This is a genomic window from Dokdonella sp., assembly GCF_017744955.1.
Taxonomy (GTDB): domain Bacteria; phylum Pseudomonadota; class Gammaproteobacteria; order Xanthomonadales; family Rhodanobacteraceae; genus Dokdonella_A.
Genome location: NZ_JAGIAG010000002.1, coordinates 417,948 through 438,253 on the forward strand (window position 1 = coordinate 417,948; position 20,306 = coordinate 438,253).

16 protein-coding genes are annotated in these 20,306 nt (G+C 68.6%); 8 read left to right on the forward strand and 8 right to left on the reverse strand.

The genetic code is table 11. The features are described 5' to 3' along the window. Positions 1-181: 181 nt before the first annotated feature. From rimO to J7520_RS06935, 3 genes are all read left to right on the forward strand, one after another. Positions 182-1,501 carry a 30S ribosomal protein S12 methylthiotransferase RimO gene (rimO, locus tag J7520_RS06925; RefSeq protein WP_291185818.1) on the forward strand — a complete coding sequence of 440 codons (1,320 nt, stop codon included), beginning with the start codon at positions 182-184 and terminating at the stop codon, positions 1,499-1,501. Between the two features lie 116 nt (positions 1,502-1,617). Further along, entirely contained in the window at positions 1,618-5,031 is a 3,414-nt protein-coding gene (locus tag J7520_RS06930) for an Ig-like domain-containing protein (protein ID WP_291185820.1), read from the forward strand. Positions 5,032-5,338: 307 nt separating this feature from the next. Next, a complete protein-coding gene (locus tag J7520_RS06935; RefSeq protein ID WP_291185822.1) occupies positions 5,339-6,100 on the forward strand; it encodes a DUF3025 domain-containing protein in 762 nt (253 codons plus the stop codon). A gap of 10 nt (positions 6,101-6,110) precedes the next feature. On the opposite strand, the gene J7520_RS06940 is transcribed toward J7520_RS06935, so the two are convergent. Further along, positions 6,111-6,569, reverse strand: coding sequence for an OsmC family protein (locus J7520_RS06940; RefSeq protein ID WP_291185824.1), 459 nt, complete (start codon positions 6,567-6,569; stop codon positions 6,111-6,113). Next, on the reverse strand, positions 6,566-6,844 hold the full coding sequence (locus J7520_RS06945; RefSeq protein ID WP_291185827.1) for a GNAT family N-acetyltransferase: 279 nt from the start codon (positions 6,842-6,844) through the stop codon (positions 6,566-6,568). The genes J7520_RS06940 and J7520_RS06945 overlap by 4 nt, the downstream gene beginning before the upstream one ends. Positions 6,845-7,220: 376 nt before the next feature. On the opposite strand from J7520_RS06945, the gene J7520_RS06950 reads away from it, so the two are divergent. The 4 genes from J7520_RS06950 to J7520_RS06965 are packed head-to-tail and all read left to right on the forward strand — an operon-like array spanning position 7,221 to position 12,008. Further along, the gene (locus tag J7520_RS06950) at positions 7,221-8,162 is read left to right on the forward strand and encodes an ABC transporter ATP-binding protein (protein ID WP_291185830.1); all 942 of its coding nucleotides are present in this window, start codon (positions 7,221-7,223) and stop codon (positions 8,160-8,162) included. After that, positions 8,159-8,893, forward strand: coding sequence for an ABC transporter permease subunit (locus tag J7520_RS06955; protein WP_291185833.1), 735 nt, complete (start codon positions 8,159-8,161; stop codon positions 8,891-8,893). Before J7520_RS06950 ends, J7520_RS06955 begins: the two co-directional genes overlap by 4 nt. Before the next feature lie 14 nt (positions 8,894-8,907). Further along, the gene (locus tag J7520_RS06960) at positions 8,908-10,785 is read left to right on the forward strand and encodes a Gldg family protein (RefSeq protein WP_291185836.1); all 1,878 of its coding nucleotides are present in this window, start codon (positions 8,908-8,910) and stop codon (positions 10,783-10,785) included. Beyond that, positions 10,782-12,008: a DUF4340 domain-containing protein gene (locus J7520_RS06965; protein WP_291185839.1), complete on the forward strand. Its 1,227-nt coding sequence runs from the start codon at positions 10,782-10,784 to the stop codon at positions 12,006-12,008. The genes J7520_RS06960 and J7520_RS06965 overlap by 4 nt, the downstream gene beginning before the upstream one ends. Before the next feature lie 459 nt (positions 12,009-12,467). Here the strand turns inward: J7520_RS06965 and J7520_RS06970 are convergent, their stop codons facing one another. Then, positions 12,468-14,000 (reverse strand): aldehyde dehydrogenase family protein, encoded by a 1,533-nt coding sequence (locus J7520_RS06970; protein WP_291185842.1) that lies wholly within the window; start codon positions 13,998-14,000, stop codon positions 12,468-12,470. A 266-nt stretch (positions 14,001-14,266) separates the two neighbouring features. Here J7520_RS06970 and J7520_RS06975 point away from each other — a divergent pair, with 266 nt between their 5' ends. Next, entirely contained in the window at positions 14,267-14,674 is a 408-nt protein-coding gene (locus J7520_RS06975) for a DUF4870 domain-containing protein (protein ID WP_291185845.1), read from the forward strand. A 78-nt stretch (positions 14,675-14,752) separates the two neighbouring features. Here J7520_RS06975 and J7520_RS06980 read toward each other — a convergent pair whose 3' ends face one another. From J7520_RS06980 to tdh, 5 genes are all read right to left on the reverse strand, one after another. Further along, entirely contained in the window at positions 14,753-16,336 is a 1,584-nt protein-coding gene (locus tag J7520_RS06980; RefSeq protein WP_291185848.1) for an oligopeptide:H+ symporter, read from the reverse strand. Between the two features lie 103 nt (positions 16,337-16,439). Further along, on the reverse strand, positions 16,440-17,324 hold the full coding sequence (ispA, locus tag J7520_RS06985) for a (2E,6E)-farnesyl diphosphate synthase (protein ID WP_291186529.1): 885 nt from the start codon (positions 17,322-17,324) through the stop codon (positions 16,440-16,442). Positions 17,325-17,439: 115 nt separating this feature from the next. Next, positions 17,440-17,703 carry an exodeoxyribonuclease VII small subunit gene (locus tag J7520_RS06990; RefSeq protein ID WP_291185851.1) on the reverse strand — a complete coding sequence of 88 codons (264 nt, stop codon included), beginning with the start codon at positions 17,701-17,703 and terminating at the stop codon, positions 17,440-17,442. A gap of 104 nt (positions 17,704-17,807) precedes the next feature. Further along, positions 17,808-19,148 (reverse strand): tRNA lysidine(34) synthetase TilS, encoded by a 1,341-nt coding sequence (tilS, locus tag J7520_RS06995; RefSeq protein WP_291185854.1) that lies wholly within the window; start codon positions 19,146-19,148, stop codon positions 17,808-17,810. A 121-nt stretch (positions 19,149-19,269) separates the two neighbouring features. After that, entirely contained in the window at positions 19,270-20,292 is a 1,023-nt protein-coding gene (gene tdh, locus J7520_RS07000; protein WP_291186531.1) for an L-threonine 3-dehydrogenase, read from the reverse strand. Between the last annotated feature and the right edge of the window lie 14 nt (positions 20,293-20,306).

The following is a 20,306-nucleotide window of genomic DNA, read 5'->3' on the forward strand; positions in this document are numbered from 1 at the left end:
CCATGGCCGCACTCTTCAGGTCGTGCAATCGTCCGTGATTGCCGCTTCGGCCGGCGAAAGGCCGCTGACGTGGCCTTCGTCGTCTTGGAGTTCAACCGCGGCCATCCCTGGCTACACTCTTCATGAACAGCCCGTGTGCTTGCGCTGCTAAAATGCGCGGTCCATCCCGCTCCGGATTTCCATGTCCCGCCGCAATCCCAAGGTCGGTTTCGTCAGCCTCGGCTGCCCCAAGGCGCTCGTCGACTCCGAACGCATCCTCACCCAGCTGCGCGTCGAGGGCTACGACATCGTGCCGAGCTACGACTCCGCCGACGTCGTCGTCGTCAACACCTGCGGCTTCATCGACGCGGCGGTGAACGAGTCGCTCGACGCGATCGGCGAGGCGCTGGAGGAGAACGGCAAGGTCATCGTCACCGGCTGCCTCGGCAAGCGCGCCGAGCTGATCCGCGAGACGCATCCCGACGTGCTCTCGATCTCCGGCCCGCAGGACTACGCCAGCGTGATGAGCGCCGTGCACGAGGCGCTGCCGCCCAAGCACGATCCGTTCCTCGACCTGGTGCCGCCGCAAGGGATCAAGCTGACGCCGAAGCACTACGCGTACCTGAAGATCTCCGAGGGCTGCAACCACCGTTGCACCTTCTGCATCATCCCGTCGATGCGCGGCGACCTGGTGTCGCGCCCGGTCGACGAGGTGCTGGTCGAGGCCGAGAAGCTGGTCAAGGGCGGCGTGAAGGAACTCCTGGTGGTGTCGCAGGACACCAGCGCCTACGGCGTCGACCTGAAGTACGCCGCGCGCGACTGGCGCGGCCGCGCGTACGCGACGCGCATGAAGGATCTGTGCGAAGGCCTGGCCGAACTCGGCGCCTGGACGCGGCTGCACTACGTCTATCCGTATCCTCACGTCGACGAGGTGATTCCGCTGATGGCGGACGGCAAGCTGCTGCCGTACCTGGACATCCCGTTCCAGCACGCCAGTCCGCGCATCCTCAAGCTGATGAAGCGTCCCGGTGCGGTCGACAAGGTGCTCGCGCGCGTGCAGGCGTGGCGCAAGGCCTGTTCGGAACTCACCATCCGCAGCACCTTTATCGTCGGTTTCCCCGGCGAGACCGAGGCCGAGTTCGAGGAACTGCTCGACTTCCTGCGCGAAGCCGAACTCGATCGCGTCGGCGCGTTCGCCTATTCGCCGGTCGACGGCGCGCGGGCGAACGAACTGCCCGATCCGGTGCCGGAGGAGGTCAAGGAAGAACGCCTCGAGCGCTTCATGGAAGTGCAGGCGGAGATCTCCGCCGTGCGCCTGGCGCGCAAGATCGGCACGCGGCAGACGGTCCTGGTCGACGAGGTCGACGAGGACGGCGCCGTCGCGCGCTCGAAGGCCGACGCGCCCGAGATCGACGGCGTCGTGCGCATCGACGACGGCCAGAAGCTCAAGCTCGGCCAGTTCGCCGACGTCGAGATCCTGCATGCCGACGAGCACGACCTGATCGGCCGCCTCGCCGGCTGAGCGCGCCCGCCGCGCGCGGGCATGACTCACGGCACACGCCGCAACGGAAATCTTGTCCTACCGTGCCCCCGCGCCGCGGGGGTTCTTCGGCGTGCCATTTTTCTGGGGAATGTCAGATGTTCGAAAATCAGATCAAGCGAGGGTGGCTCGCCCTCGCGTGCGGGCTCGTTTGCGCGCCCGTCTGGGCCGCCGCGCCCAACGACCGCTGGACCGATCGCATCGCCGTCGCCGCGTTGCCGTACAGCGCCGTACAGACCGACGTCGGCAGCGCGCTGTTCAACAGCGACGAGCCGACCGGGCCGTGTTTCCCGAGTTCGCTCAATCCGGGCAATGCGGTCTGGTACAGCTACAGCACCGGCGGGGAGGTCGAGTACCTCAACCTCGACACCGTCGGCTCGAGCTACGACAGCGTGCTCAGCGTGTGGACCGGCACGCCCGGCGCGTTCGAACTGGTCGGCGGCGGCTGCAACGACAACGGCAACCAGGACGGCAGCGCCAACACCGCGCGCCTCGCGGGGCTGCGGCTCGCGCCGAACACCGAGTACTCGATCCTGGTCTCGCGCGCCACGCAAAGCAGCGGCAGCATGACGCTGAACCTGTCGATCGACCGCGCGCCGCAGTACCGTGTGACGCGCAGCGACGATCGCGCCGGCAGCACCTGCGCCGACGGCGACTGTTCGCTGCGCGAGGCGATCTCGGCCGCGAACGCGGCGCCCGGCGCGGTGGTGATTCCGGCCGGCACCTATCGCATCGAGCTGGCCGGCGCGGGCGAGGACGCCAACGCTTCCGGCGATTTCGACCTGCGCTCGCCGATGGGCCTGTACGGCGAAGGTGCCGGCGCGACGATCGTCGACGGCAACGGCCTCGATCGCGTGTTCCACCTCGACCCGAGCGGCACCGGCGTGACCTCGGGACGCCTGACCGCGCATTTCGCCGACCTGACCATTCGCGGCGGCCAAACCGCCGGCTTCTCGTCCGGCGCCGGGCTGTTCAGCAACAGCGGCAGCAGTTTCCTCAGCCTCGAACGCGTGGTGGTTCGCGACAACGTCTCGATCGCCAGCGGCGGCGGCATCCAGGCCGGCATGCGCGGCTTCCTGCGCGAGGTGCTGGTGCAGAACAACAGCGCCGTCGGCAGCGGCGGCGGTATCAACCTGAGCGGCAGCGCGTCGGGCCTGAACTTCGACCTCGTCGGCTCCGCCGTGGTCGGCAACCGCGCCACCGGCACGGGCACCAGCGGCACCGGCGGCGGCATCAACAGCGTGCAGCTGCTGCGCATCAGCAACAGCACGATCGACGCCAACGAGGCCAATCACAGCGGTGGCGGCATCAACGTCGACGGCACCAACGGCGAACTCGCGCTGTACGGCGTGACGCTGACGCACAACCGCTCGGATGCAGAAGCGAATGGCGTCGGTTCCGGCGGCGGCCTGCGCTTCAACGGCAGCAAGACCTCCACGATCCGCCACAGCGTGCTCGCGTTCAACGTCGACCCGACCAATCCGGGCGCGGCGATCTTCGGACCGGACTGCTCCAAGAACAACACGACCGCACTCACCATCGGCTACAGCCTGGTCTCCGATCGGCGCGGCAGCTGCAGCTACACCGGCAGCGGCAATCTGCTCGACGTCGATCCGGGCTTCGACGGCCAGCTCGGCGATCACGGCGGCCCGACGCCGACCTTGCTGCCGCTCGCGACCAGCGCGCTGGTCGACGCCGGCGACGAGGCCGGCTGCCGCGACTTCCTGCCCGCGCCGCGTCGCTTCGACCAGCGCGGCGTCGGTCACGCGCGCGTCGTCGACGGCGGCAGCGGCGCCCTGCGTTGCGACATCGGCGCGGTCGAGTACGAGGCGCCGGCGGTCGAGCCGCCGGCCGGCGCGCCGGCATTGCTGGCCGCCGACGACAGTGGCATCTCCAGCAACGACGGCATCACCAACGTGGTCGCTCCGCGCTTCACCGGCCGCTGCCTCGCGGAGGCGACCGTCCATCTGTGGATCGACGGCGTGCGGGCGGAGAACGGTGCCGCGTGCGTCGACGGCCGCTACGTCGTCGCCGCCGCGGCTCCCCTGACGGACGGCTCGCATCCGATCCAGGCGCAGGCGCTCGTCGACGGCGAATGGAGCGACCCGACCGCGCCGTTCGAGGTGACGATCGACACGCGTGCGCCGGTCGTGCGCTTCACCGAGGCGCCGCCGGCGGGCATCACCGCTGACGAGACGCAGTTCCGCGTCGAGGTCGACGAAGCCGTGCCGGCGGTCTGCAGTCTCGACGGCGCGACGCCGACGGCCTGCCGCGATCCGCACAAGCTGTTCCTGCTCGCCATGGGCCCGCATCGCTTCGTCGCCACCGCGACCGACCTCGCCGGCAATCCCGGGCGTGCCGAGCACGCGTTCGAGCGCGTCGAGCTGAGTCCGCTGGAAGCGCCGTTCCTCGACGTCTCCACCGATACCGGCCGCTCGAACACCGACGGCATCACGCTGGCCGATCCGCTGCGCATCGTCGGCACCTGCCGCGATGGCGACCTGGTCACGATCTACGACATCGACGAGCCGATGAACGCGTCGGGGAATTGCAGCGGCGGCGCGTTCTCGATCGACGTCGCCGGCGCGCGCGAGGGCCTGCGCATCGTCGCCGTCACGGCGACGCGCGCCGGCCTGGAGACGACGCGCAGCCCCGGCGCCTTCGTGCTGGTCGATCGCACGCCGCCGCCGGCGCCGACGCTGCTCCTGCGCGCGGCCAGCGGTGGCACGCAGGTCGAGGTGGGCGGCAGCGCGGAGGTGAACGCCGACGTCGCCGTGCTCGCCGACGGGCAGCCGTTCTGCGCGACGCGGGTCGACGGCGCGGGCCAATGGCATTGCGCCGGCGACCTCGGCGAGCGGGACACGCTGACCGCGAGCACGACCGACGCGGCCGGCAACCGCGGCGTCGACTCGGCGCCGCTGCACGTGGATTTCACTCCGTTGGCCGCGCCGCGACTCGACCCCGCCACCGACAGCGGCCGTTCGGACGCGGACGGCGTCACGCGCGCCGATCCGATCCGCCTCGGCGGTGTCTGCAGCGACGGTGACACGGTCAAGGCGTATCGCGGCGGCATCTACACCGGCGTCTCGACGGCTTGCGCCGGCGGCGCGTATTCGCTCGAACTCGCCGGCGTCGGCGAAGGCGAGCATGCGTTCGCCGTCGGTGCGGTGCGCGGCGGCATCGAAACGGCCGTCGGCCCCGGCACTTCGGTGCGGATCGACCGCACGCCGCCGGACGCGCCGACCGTGCGGTTGCCCGACGTCGTCGATGCGCCACAGTTCACCGTCGGCGGCACGGCCGAGGCGGACGCCGACGTCGTCGTGCTCGCCGGCGCACAGCCGTTCTGCAGCGCGCGCGCCGACGAGCAGGGGGAGTGGAGCTGCGCCGGCGATCTCGGCGGCGAGCGCAGCCTCAGCGCGCGTGCGAGCGACGCGGCCGGCAACGTCGGCGCGGCGTCGGCGCCGCTCCCCGTCGAGTGGGATCGCGTGTTCGCCGACGGCTTCGACGGCTGAGGCGGCGCGCGGCTCGGGCAAGGAAGCCCGAGCCGTCGCTGCGCCGGCGAGCGCGGATCGCCGGCGTGAGAGCCTTGCCGATGCGGAGGATCGACGCTTCGGTTTTCTTCGGACCGCGGCACGCCGCGACCGGGATTGCCTTATCCTGCGCGCCGCCATGGATGTCTCCGTTCCGACCCGCACCCCCGTCGAATCGAACCGGCCCTTGCGGCACGGCGCATCGCCGCCGCGGCACGCTCCGATGCCCCATCCGCTGCTGCGGATCTGGCAGTCGGCAGCCGGTCCGTCTCGTGCGGATGCTTTTTCCGTGGCCGAATTGGAACGGTTGCGCCTGGCTGCCGTCGAGGCGGACCGGATCGAGCGGCCGAGATTTCGCGCCCAGGACGCGGCGTTGCTGGCCGACGGCCTGCACTACGAGACGCGCATCGCCGGGCGCGGCGAACTGGCCACGCGCGAATGCGATCCGCACGATTTCTACAACGCGCTGGTCTGGCTGCGTCATCCACGGCTCAAGCGCGCGTTGAACGCGCGCCAGGTCGCCGACATCGCCAGCGTCGGGCCGAAGCGGCGCACGCGCGGACAATGCGCGCTGACGCATTTCGACGAAGCCGGCGCGATCGTCTGGCTGGCCGAGCCGGCGTTGCTGCCGTCGTGGGACGCGCACGACTGGTCTGCGCTGTTCGGAGCGCAACGTGCGCAATGGGGATGTTCGATCGCGGTCACCGTGTTCGGCCATGCGCTGGTCGAGCACGTCTGGAACGGTCACGACCTGCCGGTCGCGAAGGCGCTGGCGGTGCGCGTCTCTTCGCGCGGATTCGCCTCGCTGAACATCGAAGCCGGCGTGATGATCGCGCGCTGGCCCGCTGCGGAAGAGCGGATCGCCGCCGCGATCGCGGCCGGCGAACTGCTCGCCGATCCGCAGGAATTGCGTCCGCTGCCGCTGGCCGGAATTCCGGATTGGCACGCGGCCAATACGCAGCCGACGTTCCTGCGCGAAGCGCCGTGCTTCCGGCCGCTGCGCGCGGGTCGGCGCTATCCGCCGCCGTACGAGTGCGGCGACGGTTTCTGAGGCCGGCGCTTCACGCCAGTCGCGTGTCGATGACGATCTTCGACGTCAACGTGCGGTGCACGGGGCACTTGTCCGCCATGTCGAGCAGGCGCGGCTTGTCCTCTTCGCGCGCGCCGACCAGTTCGATCTCGCGCTGGATGTGGTCGAGCATCACCGGCTTGTCGCCGCAGTCCCGGCAGTCCTCGATGTAGCGTTTGGCGTGCCTGAGCCGCACGATCACGCGTTCGAGCGGCATCTGCTTGCGGGTCGCATAGAGACGCAGCGTCATCGACGTGCAGGCGCCGAGCGCCATCAGCAGTAGCTCGTACGGCCCCGGTCCGGTGTCGTCGCCGCCGGCCGAGGCGGGCTCGTCGGCGGCCAGCTGGTGTCGTCCGTCGAGCACGTACTGGGCGAAGCGGCCGTCACCGGTCTCGGCGACGACGACGGTGCCTGTCGCGACCGGCGGCGCGTCGAATCGCGTGCCACTCATGCCTGCACCAGGTCCTGGTATTCGGGATGCTTGCCGATGTAGGCCGCGATGAAGGGACATTGCGCAATCACTTTCTCGCCGGCCGCGCGCGCGTCGTCGAGCACGCGGCGCGCGAGCTTGGAACCGATGCCGCGCCCGCCGAGTTCCTCGGGCACGATGGTGTGGATGAAGGTGATGGTGCCGGGAGCGCGCTCGTAGTCGACGTGCGCGACGTAGCCGTCGGCGCTCAGCTCGTAGCGGTGGCGCGCGCGGTTGTCGATGATCTCGTCTGCCATGGGAAATGCTCCTGGGTGGATGGCGGACGCGCGGCATCCGCGTCGGCGGGGTGGCGAGGATTCTCGCGCAAACGCCGATGGTAGGGGAGGAATCGGCCGGGGAACTTTCCGCCGACTTTGCGGTATCTTTCGCGGCGCCTCGAAGTTTCGTCCACCGTGCGGGCGGTCGACGACCGCCGGACCGGGTCCGGTACACGCGAGCTTCGCGGCGTTTCCAACGTGCACCTGTCCGCTCGGCGTCTCGGGGCCGTGCGGTTTTCTTGAGAAGTGCGGCCCGGGACGGCCGCTGGTAGACCTTCCGAAGTCGTTGCGCAAAGGATCGGCGCGACTCGGCAGATTGCGGCGATCCCGGACGGATCGCAGAGGAAAATCCACGATGATCGAAACGCGGCAACTCACCAAGCGCTACGGCGGCTTCACTGCCGTCGACGCGATCACGTTCAAGGTCGAGCCCGGTCAGGTGCTCGGCTTCCTCGGGCCCAACGGCGCCGGCAAATCGACGACGATGAAGATGCTGGCCGGGTTCCTCGCGCCGACTTCCGGTGGCGCGACGGTGGCCGGTTTCGACGTCGAGTCGCAGCCGCTCGAGGCCAAGCGCGCGCTCGGCTACCTGCCGGAAGGCGCGCCGAGCTACGGCGAGATGAGCGTGCGCGAGTTCCTCGATTTCATTGCCGACGTGCGCGGGCTGAAGGGCGAGCCGCGCTACGCCCGCATCGACGACGCGATCGCGCGATTGCACCTGGAGCGCGTGCTGGAGCAGCCGATCGACACCTTGTCGAAGGGCTTCAAGCGCCGCGTCGGCCTGGCCGGTTCGATCCTGCACGACCCGAAGGTGCTGATCCTGGACGAGCCGACCGACGGCCTCGATCCGAACCAGAAGCAGGAAGTGCGCACGCTGATCAACTCGATGGCGCGCGACAAGACGGTGATCATCTCCACGCACCTGCTGGAGGAAGTCCACGCGGTCTGCACGCGCGCGATCATCATCGCCGGCGGCCGCATCCTCGCCGACGCCAGCCCGAGCGAACTGGAAGCGCGCTCGCGCTACCACCAGGCGGTGTCGCTGACCGCGACCAACGTGAACCAGGCGAAGGAGGCGCTCGGCAAGGTCGCCGACGTCGCCGCGATCGAGGTCGATCCGCAGGACGGCCGCATCACCGCGTTCCCCAAGCCGGGCCGCTCGATCTTCGTCGCCGTCGGCGACGCGTTGAAGGCGCAGGGCGTGGAAGTGCGCGAACTCGCGCTCGAGGCCGGACGCCTGGACGAGGTGTTCCGCACCATCACGCAGGGAGCCGGCGGCAAGGAGGCGCGGACATGAGCGGCACGTTGACGATCTTCAAGCGCGAACTGCGCAGCTATTTCGCGACGCCGGTCGCGTACGTGTTCATCGTGATCTTCCTGCTGCTGGCAGGCGCGTTCACGTTCTACATGGGCGGCTTCTACGAGCGCGGCCAGGCCGACCTGCAGCCGTTCTTCAACTTCCATCCGTGGCTGTACCTGTTCCTCGTTCCGGCGGTGTCGATGCGGCTGTGGGCCGAGGAGCGCAAGACCGGCACGATCGAACTGCTGCTGACGCTGCCGGTGACGATGTGGCAGGCCGTGCTCGGCAAGTTCCTCGCCGCCTGGGCCTTCATCGCGATCGCGCTGGCGCTGACGTTTCCGATCTGGATCACGGTCAACTATCTCGGCAGCCCGGACAACGGCGTGATCTTCGCGAGCTACCTCGGCTCGCTGCTGATGGCCGGCGCATTCCTCGCGATCGGCTCGTGCCTGTCGGCCTCGACGCGCAACCAGGTCGTCGCCTTCATCCTGACCGTGGTGATCTGCTTCCTGCTGCTCCTGGCCGGCTTCCCGCTGGTACTGGATGCGATCAGCGCGGTCGCGCCGCAGGGCGTGGTCGACGCGATCGCGGGTCTGAGCTTCCTGACCCATTTCGCCTCGATCAGCAAAGGCGTGATCGACCTGCGTGACCTGATCTATTTCGTCCTGATGATCGTCGCCTGGCTGTACGCGACCGCGGTCGTCATCGACATGAAGAAAGCGGCCTGAAGGAGGGAACCGACATGGCAATCACTCGCAAGACTCTCTCCGGTACCGCGCTGCTCGTGATCGGCGTGCTGCTCGTCGCCGTCCTGCTGCTGGTCAACGTGCTGTTCCGCGGCGCGCGCGTCGACCTGACGCAGAACCATCTGTACACGTTGTCCGCCGGCACCAAGAACATCCTGGGCTCGATCGACGAACCCATCAACCTGTACCTGTTCTACTCCGACAAGGGCTCGCAGAACCTGCCGCAGGTGCGTGCGTACGCGACGCGCGTGCGCGAGATGCTGCAGGAGATGTCGGCGCGCGCCGGCGGCAAGATCAAGCTCGAGGTCATCGATCCGCTGCCGTTCTCCGAGGACGAGGACCGCGCCACCAGCTTCGGCCTGCAGTCGGTGCCGGTCTCGGCGGCCGGCGACAAGATCTTCCTGGGATTGGCCGGCACCAACTCGACCAACGGCCAGGCGTCGATTCCGTTCCTGCAGCCGGACAAGGAAGCCTTCCTCGAATACGACGTCGCCAAGCTGATCCACGAGCTGGAGACGCCGAAGAAGCCGGTCGTCGGCCTGCTCTCGAGCCTGCCGATCGCCGCCGGCTTCGATCCGCAGACGCGGCAGATGCGCCAGCCGTGGGCGGTCGACCAGCAATGGACGCAGCTGTTCGAGATGCGCCCGGTCGCCGCGGAGAACCTGAAGGAGATCGACAAGGACATCAGCGTGCTGGTGGTGGTGCACCCCAAGCAGCTGACCGACGACGCGCAGTACGCGATCGACCAGTTCGTGCTGCGCGGCGGCCACCTGCTCGCCTTCGTCGACCCGAGCGCCGAACTCGACGACAGCGGCGCCGACCCGAACAACCCGATGGCCGCGATGATGGCCGACAAGTCGTCCGACCTGCCCAAGCTGTTCAAGGCCTGGGGCATCGAGTACGACCCGAAGAAGGTCGTGCTCGATCGCGCGCGCGCGCTGCCGATCAGCATCGCCGAAGGGCAGGCGCCGGTGCGCCATCCGGGCATCCTCGGCCTGACCGACAGCGACCTCAATCGCGACGAGGTGGCGACCGCCAACCTCGACACGATCAACATCTCCTCGGCGGGCTTCTTCGAGCTCTCCAAGGACGCCAAGGACATCAAGCTGATTCCGTTGCTGCAGACCACCTCGGACGCGATGAGCGTGGCCAGCGACCGCCTGCGCATGCTGGCCGACCCGAGCACCCTGATGAGCGGCTACAAGGCCGCCGGCACGCCGTTCGTGATCGCGGCGCGCCTGACCGGCAAGTTCAAGACCGCGTTCCCCGAGCGCAACGGCGAAGGCGCGCTGAAGGAGGCCAAGGACGAAGGCCAGATCGTGCTGGTCGCCGACACCGACATCCTCAGCGATCGTCTGTGGGTGCGCATCACGCCGTTCTTCGGCCAGCAGATCATGAACGCGTTCGCCAACAACGGCGACTTCGCGGTCAACGTGCTGGACACGCTCGCCGGTTCCAGCGATCTGATCTCGATCCGTGGCCGCGCGACCTCGCAGCGTCCTTTCGCGACGGTCGACGCGCTCAAGCGCAATGCCGACGAGCGCTTCCGCGCCAAGGAGCAGGAGCTGCAGAAGGAGTTGTCCGACACCGAGCGCAAGCTGACCGAGCTGCAGAGCGCGAAGTCGAAGGACCAGGCGCAGATCCTGTCGCCGGAGCAGAAGGCGGAGCTGGACAACTTCCTGAAGCGCAAGCTCGAGATCCGCAAGGAGCTGCGCCAGGTGCGGCGCCAGCTCGACGCCGAGATCGAATCGCTCGGCACGCGCCTGAAGATCGTCAACATCGTGCTGATCCCGCTGCTGGTCACGCTCGCCGCGCTCGCCTTCGCGTGGTGGCGCGCGCAGCGCCGGCGGCAGGCACAGGGAGCCCGCGCATGAACCAGAAGACCCTGATCGGACTCGCCGTCGCCGCGCTGATCGCGATCGTCGTGGCGATCGTGCTGAACCAGCGCAGCCAGCCGCGCAGCGAAGGTGGTACGCAGACCACGTATCTCGCGCCGGAGCTGCGCGAGCACGTCAACGACGTCTCGAAGCTGGTCGTGACCGGCGCCGAGAACAAGGTCGTGGCGACGCTGGAGCGCGGCGAGAACGGCTGGACCCTGGCGGAGAAGGGCGGCTACGCGGTCGACACCGGCAAGCTGCGCGAACTCCTGCTCAAGCTGGCCGACACGACCCTGGTCGAGCAGAAGACCGCGAACAAGGACAAGTACGCCGTGCTCGGCGTCGAGGACGTCGACGCGAAGGATGCCAAGGGCCTCAAGATCGAGCTCGGCGGGCTCGCGCAGCCGCTGGCGCTGATCGTCGGCACGGCCAATGCGCGCGGCGACGGCAGCTTCGTCCGGCGGGCCGGCGAGGCGCAGAGCTGGCTGGCGTCGACCGCGCTGAATCCGCCGAAGACCGCGGCCGACTGGTTGAAGAAAGACCTGGCCGACGTGCCGGCGACGCGGATCGAGTCGGTCGCCATCACGCATCCCGACGGCAAGAGCTTCAAGGTGGCCAAGGCGGCCGAGGGCGACGCGAACTTCAAGCTGCTGGAAGTGCCGAAGGGGCGCGAGGCCGGCTCGGAGTTCACCGCCAACGGGCTCGCCTCGACCCTGGCCGGCCTGCGCTTCGACGACGTCGTTCCGGCGAAGGACGCAGCGCCCGAGGCGAATGCGACCAAGGCGCGCTACGCCGCGTTCGATGGCCTCGTCGTCGACGCGACCGCGTGGGAGAAGGACGGCAAGCACTACGCGCAGTTCAAGGCATCGCTCGACGCCGCGCAGGCCGACAAGGGCATCGCCGCCGCGCAGACCAGGGCGAAGGAAGACTTCGACACGGCCGCGGCCGCCGCCGAAGCGGCGAAGGCCTCGAAGGATCCACAGCCCGAAGGCGCCAAGGACGCGCCGATCAAGCCGCTGGCGGTCAGCGATCCGGCCAAGGACCGCGAGCAGCGCCTGGCTGCCGCGAACAAGGAAGTCGCCGACCTGAACGCGCACTTCGACGGCTGGACCTACCAGCTGCCGGCGCACAAGTACGCCAACATCGACAAGTCGATCGACGATCTGCTGAAGCCAGTCGAAGAGAAGAAGCCGGCAGCGGCGCCGGCGAAGAAGAAGTAGGCGCGCTTGCCGATCCCGGCCGTTTCGCCAGCGGGGCGGCCGGGGGAGGCGAAATCGTCATCCGGCCTCGTCGCTCGTTCTTCCGGTTTCGGTGGGGCGGCGCCACGGAGGCAAGGGGACGCCTCGTTTCCGCCGGTTTGGAGCCGGAGGTCGATTCGGGAGCGTCCCTCACCCGGCGTGCGATGCGCGCCGACCTCTCCCGCGAGCGGGAGAGGTGAGCGTCATCGGTTCGTGAGTAGATCCGGAGCGGATGAAGCTGCGCCGAAGGACGCTGGAGCTACGTCTCGGCGACCTATCGATGTAATGCCAGCGAACGCGGGCATCCATTGACCGCTGTGCGCTGCAGATTGCCGCGTGGCTCGTACGCTACACCGACGTCCGCTTCGTTTTCGTGCCCTCGCAGTCCCGCTCGACAGCGTTCCGGTGGTCGAGCGGGACCGACGATTTCTTCGCAGTGACTCAGAACTCGAACTTGATGCCCTGCGCCAGCGGCAGCGCGTCGGAATAGTTGATCGTGTTGGTCTGGCGGCGCATGTACGCCTTCCACGCATCCGAACCCGATTCGCGGCCGCCGCCGGTTTCCTTCTCGCCGCCGAACGCGCCGCCGATCTCGGCGCCGCTGGTGCCGATGTTGACGTTGGCGATGCCGCAGTCCGAGCCGGCCGCGCTGAGGAACGCCTCCGCCGCCTTCAGGTTCTGCGTGAAGATCGACGAGGACAGTCCCTGCGGCACCGCGTTCTGCTGCGCGAGTGCTTCGTCGAGCGTCTTGAACTTCATGACGTAGAGGATCGGCGCGAAGGTCTCGGTCTGCACGACTTCGTCGGCGTTCGAAAGGCCCGTCACGATCGTCGGCAGCACGAAATTGCCCTTGCCGTCGATCGCCGCGCCGCCGGTCTCGACCTTGCCGCCGCTGGCCTTGGCCTTCTCGACCGCGCCGAGATAGGCCTGCACCGCGTCGCGGCTGTTCAGCGGACCCATCAGGTTCTTCGCGTCGGTCGGATCGCCGATCTTCTTCTCGACCTGCTTGTACGCGCCGACCAGCTTGGCCAGCACGTCGTCGTGGATCGACTCGTGCACGAACAGGCGGCGCGTCGTCGTGCAGCGCTGGCCGGCGGTGCCGACCGCGCCGAACACGATCGCCGGGATCGCCAGCTTCAGGTCCGCGCTCTCGTCGACGATGATCGCGTTGTTGCCGCCGAGTTCGAGCAGGCTGCGGCCCATGCGCTGCGCGACGCGCTCGCCGACGATGCGGCCCACGCGGGTCGAGCCGGTGAAGCTGATCAGCGGAATACGCTTGTCGTCGACGAACTGCGAGGCCAGCTCGGTGCCGGCGTCGTTGAACACGAAGAAGATGTCTGGGAAGCCGCCGGCCTTCAGCGCCTCGTTGCAGATCTTCATCGACGCGATCGCCGACAGCGGCGTCTTCGGCGACGGCTTCCAGATCGTGATGTCGCCGCACACGGCGGCGACGAAGGAATTCCACGCCCACACGGCGACCGGGAAGTTGAACGCCGAGATCACGCCGACCAGGCCGATCGGATGCCATTGCTCGTACATGCGGTGGCCGGGACGCTCGGAATGCATGGTCAGGCCGTACAGCTGGCGCGACAGGCCGACCGCGAGCTCGCCGATGTCGATCATTTCCTGCACTTCGCCGTCGCCTTCCGGCTTGGACTTGCCCATCTCGAGCGCGACCAGGCTGCCGAGCGCGTCCTTGTGCTTGCGCAGCGCGTCCGCGCACAGGCGGATCGCCTCGCCGCGGCGCGGCGCCGGCGTCGTGCGCCAGACCGCGAAGGCTTCCTGCGCGCGGCGCACGATCGTCTCGTAGTCGCCGGTGCCGGATGCGTGCACTTCGGCGATGACTTCGTTGCTGCTCGGGTTGATCGACTGCAGCAGGCCGGCGTCGGTCGTCTTCGACCATTCGCCGTGGCCCAGATAGGTGCCGGAATTGGTCTGCTCGAGGCCGAGGGCCTTCAGGATCGCGCTGGACATACGGAACTCCATGTTTCGAAAGAGGGCGCGCGGCTGCGCGAAACCGGCGATTGTATCAGGCTGGCCGATGTGGACGGTTTCGGGCCGCGACGCCGGTGCGCGAGCGGTGTTTGCGCCGGGAATGACGGGCATTTCCGCGCAAGGCGCCGGAAATGAACCGATGCCTGAACGATATCCGCCATTCGTCACGGCATGACTTCCGCGCTATTGCGGCGCCTGCACGCCGTAGCAATATCGCAGTCGTCACCCCACCGCGGAGACTGCGCATGAGCGAGACCGACACCACCCATTCCCCGATCGACCAGCCGCCGGCCACGTTGTCGAGCGACGAGCGCACCTGGGCGTTGATCGGCCACCTGTCCGCGTTCAGCGCGTTCGTCACACTCATCGGCTGCGTAATCGGTCCGCTGATCGTGTGGCTGGTCAAGCGCGACACGCTGCCGTTCGCGGCGAGCCAGGCGAAGGAAGCGTTGAACTTCAACATCACCGTGGCGATCGCCTTCGCCGCATTGACCGCCTTCACGATCCTGACGTTCGGCATCGGCATCGTGCTGGCCTGGCCGCTCGGCGCCGCGCTGTTCGTCGCCTGGATCGTGTTCACGATCATCGCCGCGATCAAGGCGAACGAGGGCGTCGCCTACCGCTATCCGTTCACACTGCGCCTGATCTCCTGACCGAAGGGCTCCGTTGCCCCTCTCCCGTTGCGGGAGAGGGGACGCCGCCGTCCGGCGGTAGGCATCGGGGAATCGCGGTCACGCCCGGTAGTGGTCCTGCATCGGATATCTCCTCGCGTACAGCGCGAACGCGAGCGCGGCGAGGAAGGCGAAGCCGGCGAAGAAGAACATCAGGAACGCGTTCAGGCCGAAGCCGGTACCGGCGATCTGCGCGGTCACCGCGTCGTTGCGCACGGCGGCATTGGTGACCAGCACCCAGAGATTTCCGTACGACACCGACAGCATCCAGAAGCTCATGATCGTGCCCTTCATCGAGCTCGGCGCCTGGCTGTAGGCGAACTCGAGGCCGGTCGCCGAGACCAGCACTTCGCCGAACGTCAGCAGCGCGTACGGCAGGATCTGCCAGGCGATCGACACGGCGTCGCCGCCGTCGATGGCGAGCTGGATCAGGCCCGCCACGATCCACGCCAGCCCCGAGAGCGCGAGGCCGAAACCCATGCGCCGCAGCGCGGTGACTTCGACGCCGAGCCGGCGCAGGAACGGGTACAGCACCAGGTTGTTGAACGGGATGATCAGCATCACCATGATCGGGTTCAGCGCCTGCATCTGCGCCGGTGATTTCACCAGCCAGCCGGGCCACCACCATTGCTCTTCCGGCATGCGCATCGCATTGCCCTGGATGACCCAGGTCGACGCCTTCTGATCGAACAGCGACCAGAACGGCGTGACCAGGGCGAACACGATCAGGATGCGCAGCACCGCGCTGACGCCGTCGACGGCTTCGTCGGGATGCGCGCCGCGCGCGCGTTCGAGCTGCAGCGAAGCGCCGACGCCACCAAACGCGATCACCAGACCGAGCGCGGTCAGCACGGCGATGACGAAGTCCGAGCGGATCAGCCAGACCAGCGCGGCGAGCGCGAGCAGCGCGCCGACGCCGGCGACGACCAGTCCCGGACGCCCCTTGCCGGGGGCTTGCGCCAGCAGCGCCGTGCGCGCGACGCGCAGGAACGAGTGCGGATTGGGCGGCGTCGGCGGCACCATCACGTACTTCTTGCGGCCGAGCCAGAGAATGAACGTGGCGACGAACATCAGCAGACCCGGGATGCCGAACGCGACCGCCGGCCCGTAGCTGCGCAGAAAGATCGGCATCAGCAAGGAGGCGAAGAACGAGCCGAAGTTGATCGTCCAGTAGAACGCGTCGTAGACCACTTTCGCCAGATGCTTGTTGGTTCCGTCGAACTGGTCGCCGACGAAGGCCGACACCAGCGGCTTGATGCCGCCGGAACCGAGCGCGATCAGGAGCAGGCCGGCGTAGAAGCCGAGCCGGTGTTCGGTGGACAGCGCCAGGCAGACGAAGCCGAGGCAGTACACCAGCGAGAGCCACAGCGTCGTCTTGTACTTGCCGAAGAAGCGGTCCGACAGCCAGCCGCCGAGCAGCGGGAAGAAGTACACGCCGATGACGAAGGTGTGGAACACGTCCTTGGCGATGCCGGCGCGTTCGGCTTCCGGCGCGAACAGCAGCAGGCTGCCGATCAGGAACGGCGTCAGGATGTTGCGCATGCCGTAGAAGCCGAAGCGCTCACCGGCTTCGTTGCCGATGATGTACGGGATCTGGCGCGGAATGCGCGCCTCGGCGCTGGTCGGGATGGCGGTGGTCGACATCGCTGGGGTCCGGCTCGACGGAAACGCCAAGCCTAACCCATGCGGCGGTCGCGTTCGCCGGCGGCTTCTCGCGCGCCGACGGCGCGGCGTGGCGCGCGATGCGTCAGCTTGCGCGTTCGGCGACGAAGCGGGCTAGATCGCGCAGCGGTTCGGCGCGCGCGTCGAGCGCGGAAATCGAATCGAGCGCGCGCGCGGTCAGCGCGGCGAGTTCGGCGCGTGAGGCGTCGAGGCCGAGGATCGCGGGGTAGGTCGGCTTGTTCGCCGCGACGTCCTTGCCGGCGGTCTTGCCGAGCTGCTCGGTCGCGGCTTCGATGTCGAGCAGGTCGTCGCGGATCTGGAACGCGAGGCCAATGCAGTGGCCGTAGGTTTCGAGCGCGTCGAGCGTGCGCGCGTCCGCGTGGCCGGAGGCGAGGGCGCCGAGACGCACCGAGGCGCGGATCAGCGCTCCGGTCTTGTGCACGTGCATGCGCTCCAGTTCGGCCGGCGCCAGCTTGCGGCCGACGGCGGCGAGATCGAACGCCTGGCCCCCGGCCATGCCGTGCGAACCGCAGGCGAGCGCCAGCACGCGCAGCATTTCCAGCCGCGTCGACGCGTCGACCGCCAGCTTCTCGTCGTCGGCGAGCACTTCGAAGGCGAGCGCCTGGAGCGCGTCGCCGGCGAGGATCGCCATCGCTTCGCCGAAGGCGATGTGGCAGGTCGGACGGCCGCGGCGCAGCGAGTCGTCGTCCATCGCCGGCAGGTCGTCGTGCACCAGCGAATAGGCGTGGATGATCTCGACCGCGGCAGCCGGCGCGTCGAGTCGTTCCAGAGCCGCGCCAAACGCGTTGCCGGTGGCGTAGACCAGCAGCGGACGCAGGCGCTTGCCGCCGCCGAGCACCGCGTACCGCATCGCGCGATGCAGCTCGACCGGCGGCTGTTCGTCCGGCGGCAGGAAGCGGGCGAGGGCGTCGTCGGCGCGCGCGGACAGCGCAATCAGTTCAGGCGTCAGCTCACTCACGGGAAACGATCGGTGCTCTTGTTCGAGAAGTGCGGCCGAGGATGGCCGCCCTGGACTTTCGGATGACGCGAACGCTCGGTGTTTCTCGCACCACTCGAAGCGGCGATCAGGGAGGATCGCAAGAATCACCGTCGTCGAACGGCCGCGCGCTTTCCGACAGACCCGGATCGAGCAACTGGCTGACACGCAGCTCGGCCTGTTCGAGCGCGCTCTGGCAGTTGCGATACAGCGCGACGCCGCGCTCGAACGAGCGCAGCGAATCGTCGAGGCTGAGTTCGCCTTGCTCCATGCGCACGACGAGCTGTTCGAGTTCGTCGAGCGACTGCTCGAACTGGGCGATCTGCGAGGTTTCCGGAGCGGATTGCGGCATGGGCGCGAACGCTAGCATGGGCTCCCGCGATCGTCCACGTTTTCGCCGGCGCGTCGCCTGCATGCGCGCACCGCCGGCGCTTGAGGGCGCTGCGAACGAGCGCGCTATGGAACTCCGGCGGTGGTCTTCCATTCCAGTCGCGCGCCCGCCCGCGCGAAGCGTTCGGCCGCGCGCGCGCCGAGCCAGAGATCGGCAACCGCGGCCAGGCTCTCGCCTGCGTCGTCGGATTCGAACAGAAGCGGTAGCCGGCCGCGTTGCCACGGCGGGATGCCGGCTTCCTGGAACAGGTCGCGCAGTTCGCGCGTCGGTCCCTGCTCGGACAGGCGCAGGTTCTCGCCGCCGCGACGGAAGCGCACGACGAGCGGCGAATCGAGGCGTCGCGGCGCGCCGTCGTCGCCGATCAGGGCCACGCGGCCGAGGCCGTTCGGCAGTTCGAGTTCGCCGCCGTCGAAGTTCGCGCTCCAGTCGGAAACCGGGAACTGCAGCGGCGGCAGCGCGTAGAGGAGGTCGCGGTAGCGGCGTACTTCGACGCCGGGCCAGCGCACGCACGGTTGCCGGTCCTCGCCGGCTTCGCCGAGCTGGCGCACCAGTTCGGCGGCCTGGTACTGCGTCGGCTCGGGCAGCGCCAGCGAACGCAGCCAGCGCCGCAGCACCGGATCGCGCAGCGCGCGCGGCAAGCCCAGCCAGGCGCGATAGCGCAGTGTCGCGGGATCGAGGCCCTGCGTGCGCGCGAGCGCGCGTTCCGCCTCGGACTCGATGAAGTCGGCCGCGTCGCGCGCCCAGGTCGCGCTCTGCGCCATGCTCGCCTCGGCTTCGGGCCAGCGCCGCGCGATGTTCGGCAACACCTGCATGCGCAGGTAGTTGCGGTCGATGGTCGGATCGGCGTTGCTCGGATCCTGGATCCAGCTCAAGCGATGCCGGTCGGCGTACTCGTGCAGCACCGCGCGCGGCAGCGGCAGCAGCGGCCGCCACGCCAGTCCCTTGCCGAACGCGCGCAACGTACGCATCGCGCCGACGCCTTCCGGGCCGGCGCCGCGCAGCAGTTTCAGCAGCACGGTCTCCGCCTGGTCGCCGCGGTGATGCGCCAGCGCGAGGATTTCGCCGTCCCGGAGCAGTTCCTGGATCGCGCCGTAGCGCGCGCGGCGCGCGCTGGCTTCCAGGCCCAGTCCCGGCACGCGTGCGACGTCGACCGCGCGCACGATCAGTTCGACTCCGAGCGCCTGCGCGAACTCCGCGCACTGGCGCGACCAGCTCGCGCTGTCGGCGTGCAGGCTGTGGTCGACGTGCACGGCGCGCAGGCCGCGTGCACGCGCCGCTTCCGACTGCGCCAGCGCGTGCAGCAGCACGCTGGAATCCAGCCCGCCGCTGAACGCGGCCAGCAGCGGCCCCGGCGGGAGTTCCGCGAGGCCGGATTGGAGTTGATCGCGCAGACGACGGAGCGGCATCGCAGGTTCAATGCGTCGGAATGATCGCCGCGGAATGCTTCGGGCGAGGGAGCGGCAACGCGAATTCAGACGTCGGATTCACCGCACGTCCCTGCAGCGCATCGAGCGAACGCGTCCCGATTCAATTCCACGAACACACGACCTTGCCGCAGTTGCCCGAATCCATCAGATCGAAGCCCTTCTGGAAATCGTCGATGTGGATCTGGTGCGTCAGCACCTTCTGCAGCGGGAAGCCGGTCAGCACCATCTGCGTCATCTTGTACCAGGTCTCGTACATGCGGCGGCCGTAGATGCCGTGCAGGACCAGGCCCTTGAAGATGACCTTGTCCCAGTCGATGCCGGCGCCGTTCGGCAGGATGCCGAGCAGGGCGACCTTGCCGCCGTGGTACATGCAGTCGAGCATGTCGTTGAACGCGCGCGGGTTGCCGCTCATCTCCAGCGCGACGTCGAAGCCCTCCATGTGCAGGTCCTTCATGACGTCCTTGACCGACTGCTTGGAGACGTTGACCACGCGCGTCGCGCCCATGTCGGCGGCGAGCTTGAGGCGATAGTCGTTGACGTCGGTGACGACGACGTTGCGCGCGCCGACGTGCTTGCAGATGCCGGCGGCGATGATGCCGATCGGGCCGGCGCCGGTGATCAGCACGTCCTCGCCGATCAGGTCGAATTCCAGCGCGCAGTGGGCGGCGTTGCCGTACGGATCGAAGAACGCGGCGAGTTCGCTCGGGATCTGGTCCGGAATCGGCCACAGGTTCGACGCCGGCACCGCGACGTACTCGGCGAACGCGCCGTTGCGGTTGACGCCGATGCCGACGGTGTTCGGGCACAGGTGCTGCTTGCCGGCGCGGCAGTTGCGGCAGACGCCGCAGACGATGTGCCCTTCGGCGGAGACGCGCTGGCCGATCTGGTAGCCGCGCACGCCGGCGCCCATGTCGACGATGCGGCCGACGAATTCGTGGCCGATCACCAGACCGGGCTTGATCACACGCTGCGACCACTCGTCCCACTTGTAGATGTGCAGATCGGTGCCGCAGATGGCGGTCTTCTCGAGCTTGACCAGCACGTCGTTCGGGCCGATCTCCGGCACCGGCACTTCCTCCATCCAGATGCCGCGCGCGGCTTCGCGCTTGACCAGGGCCTTCATCATCGCTTGCGACA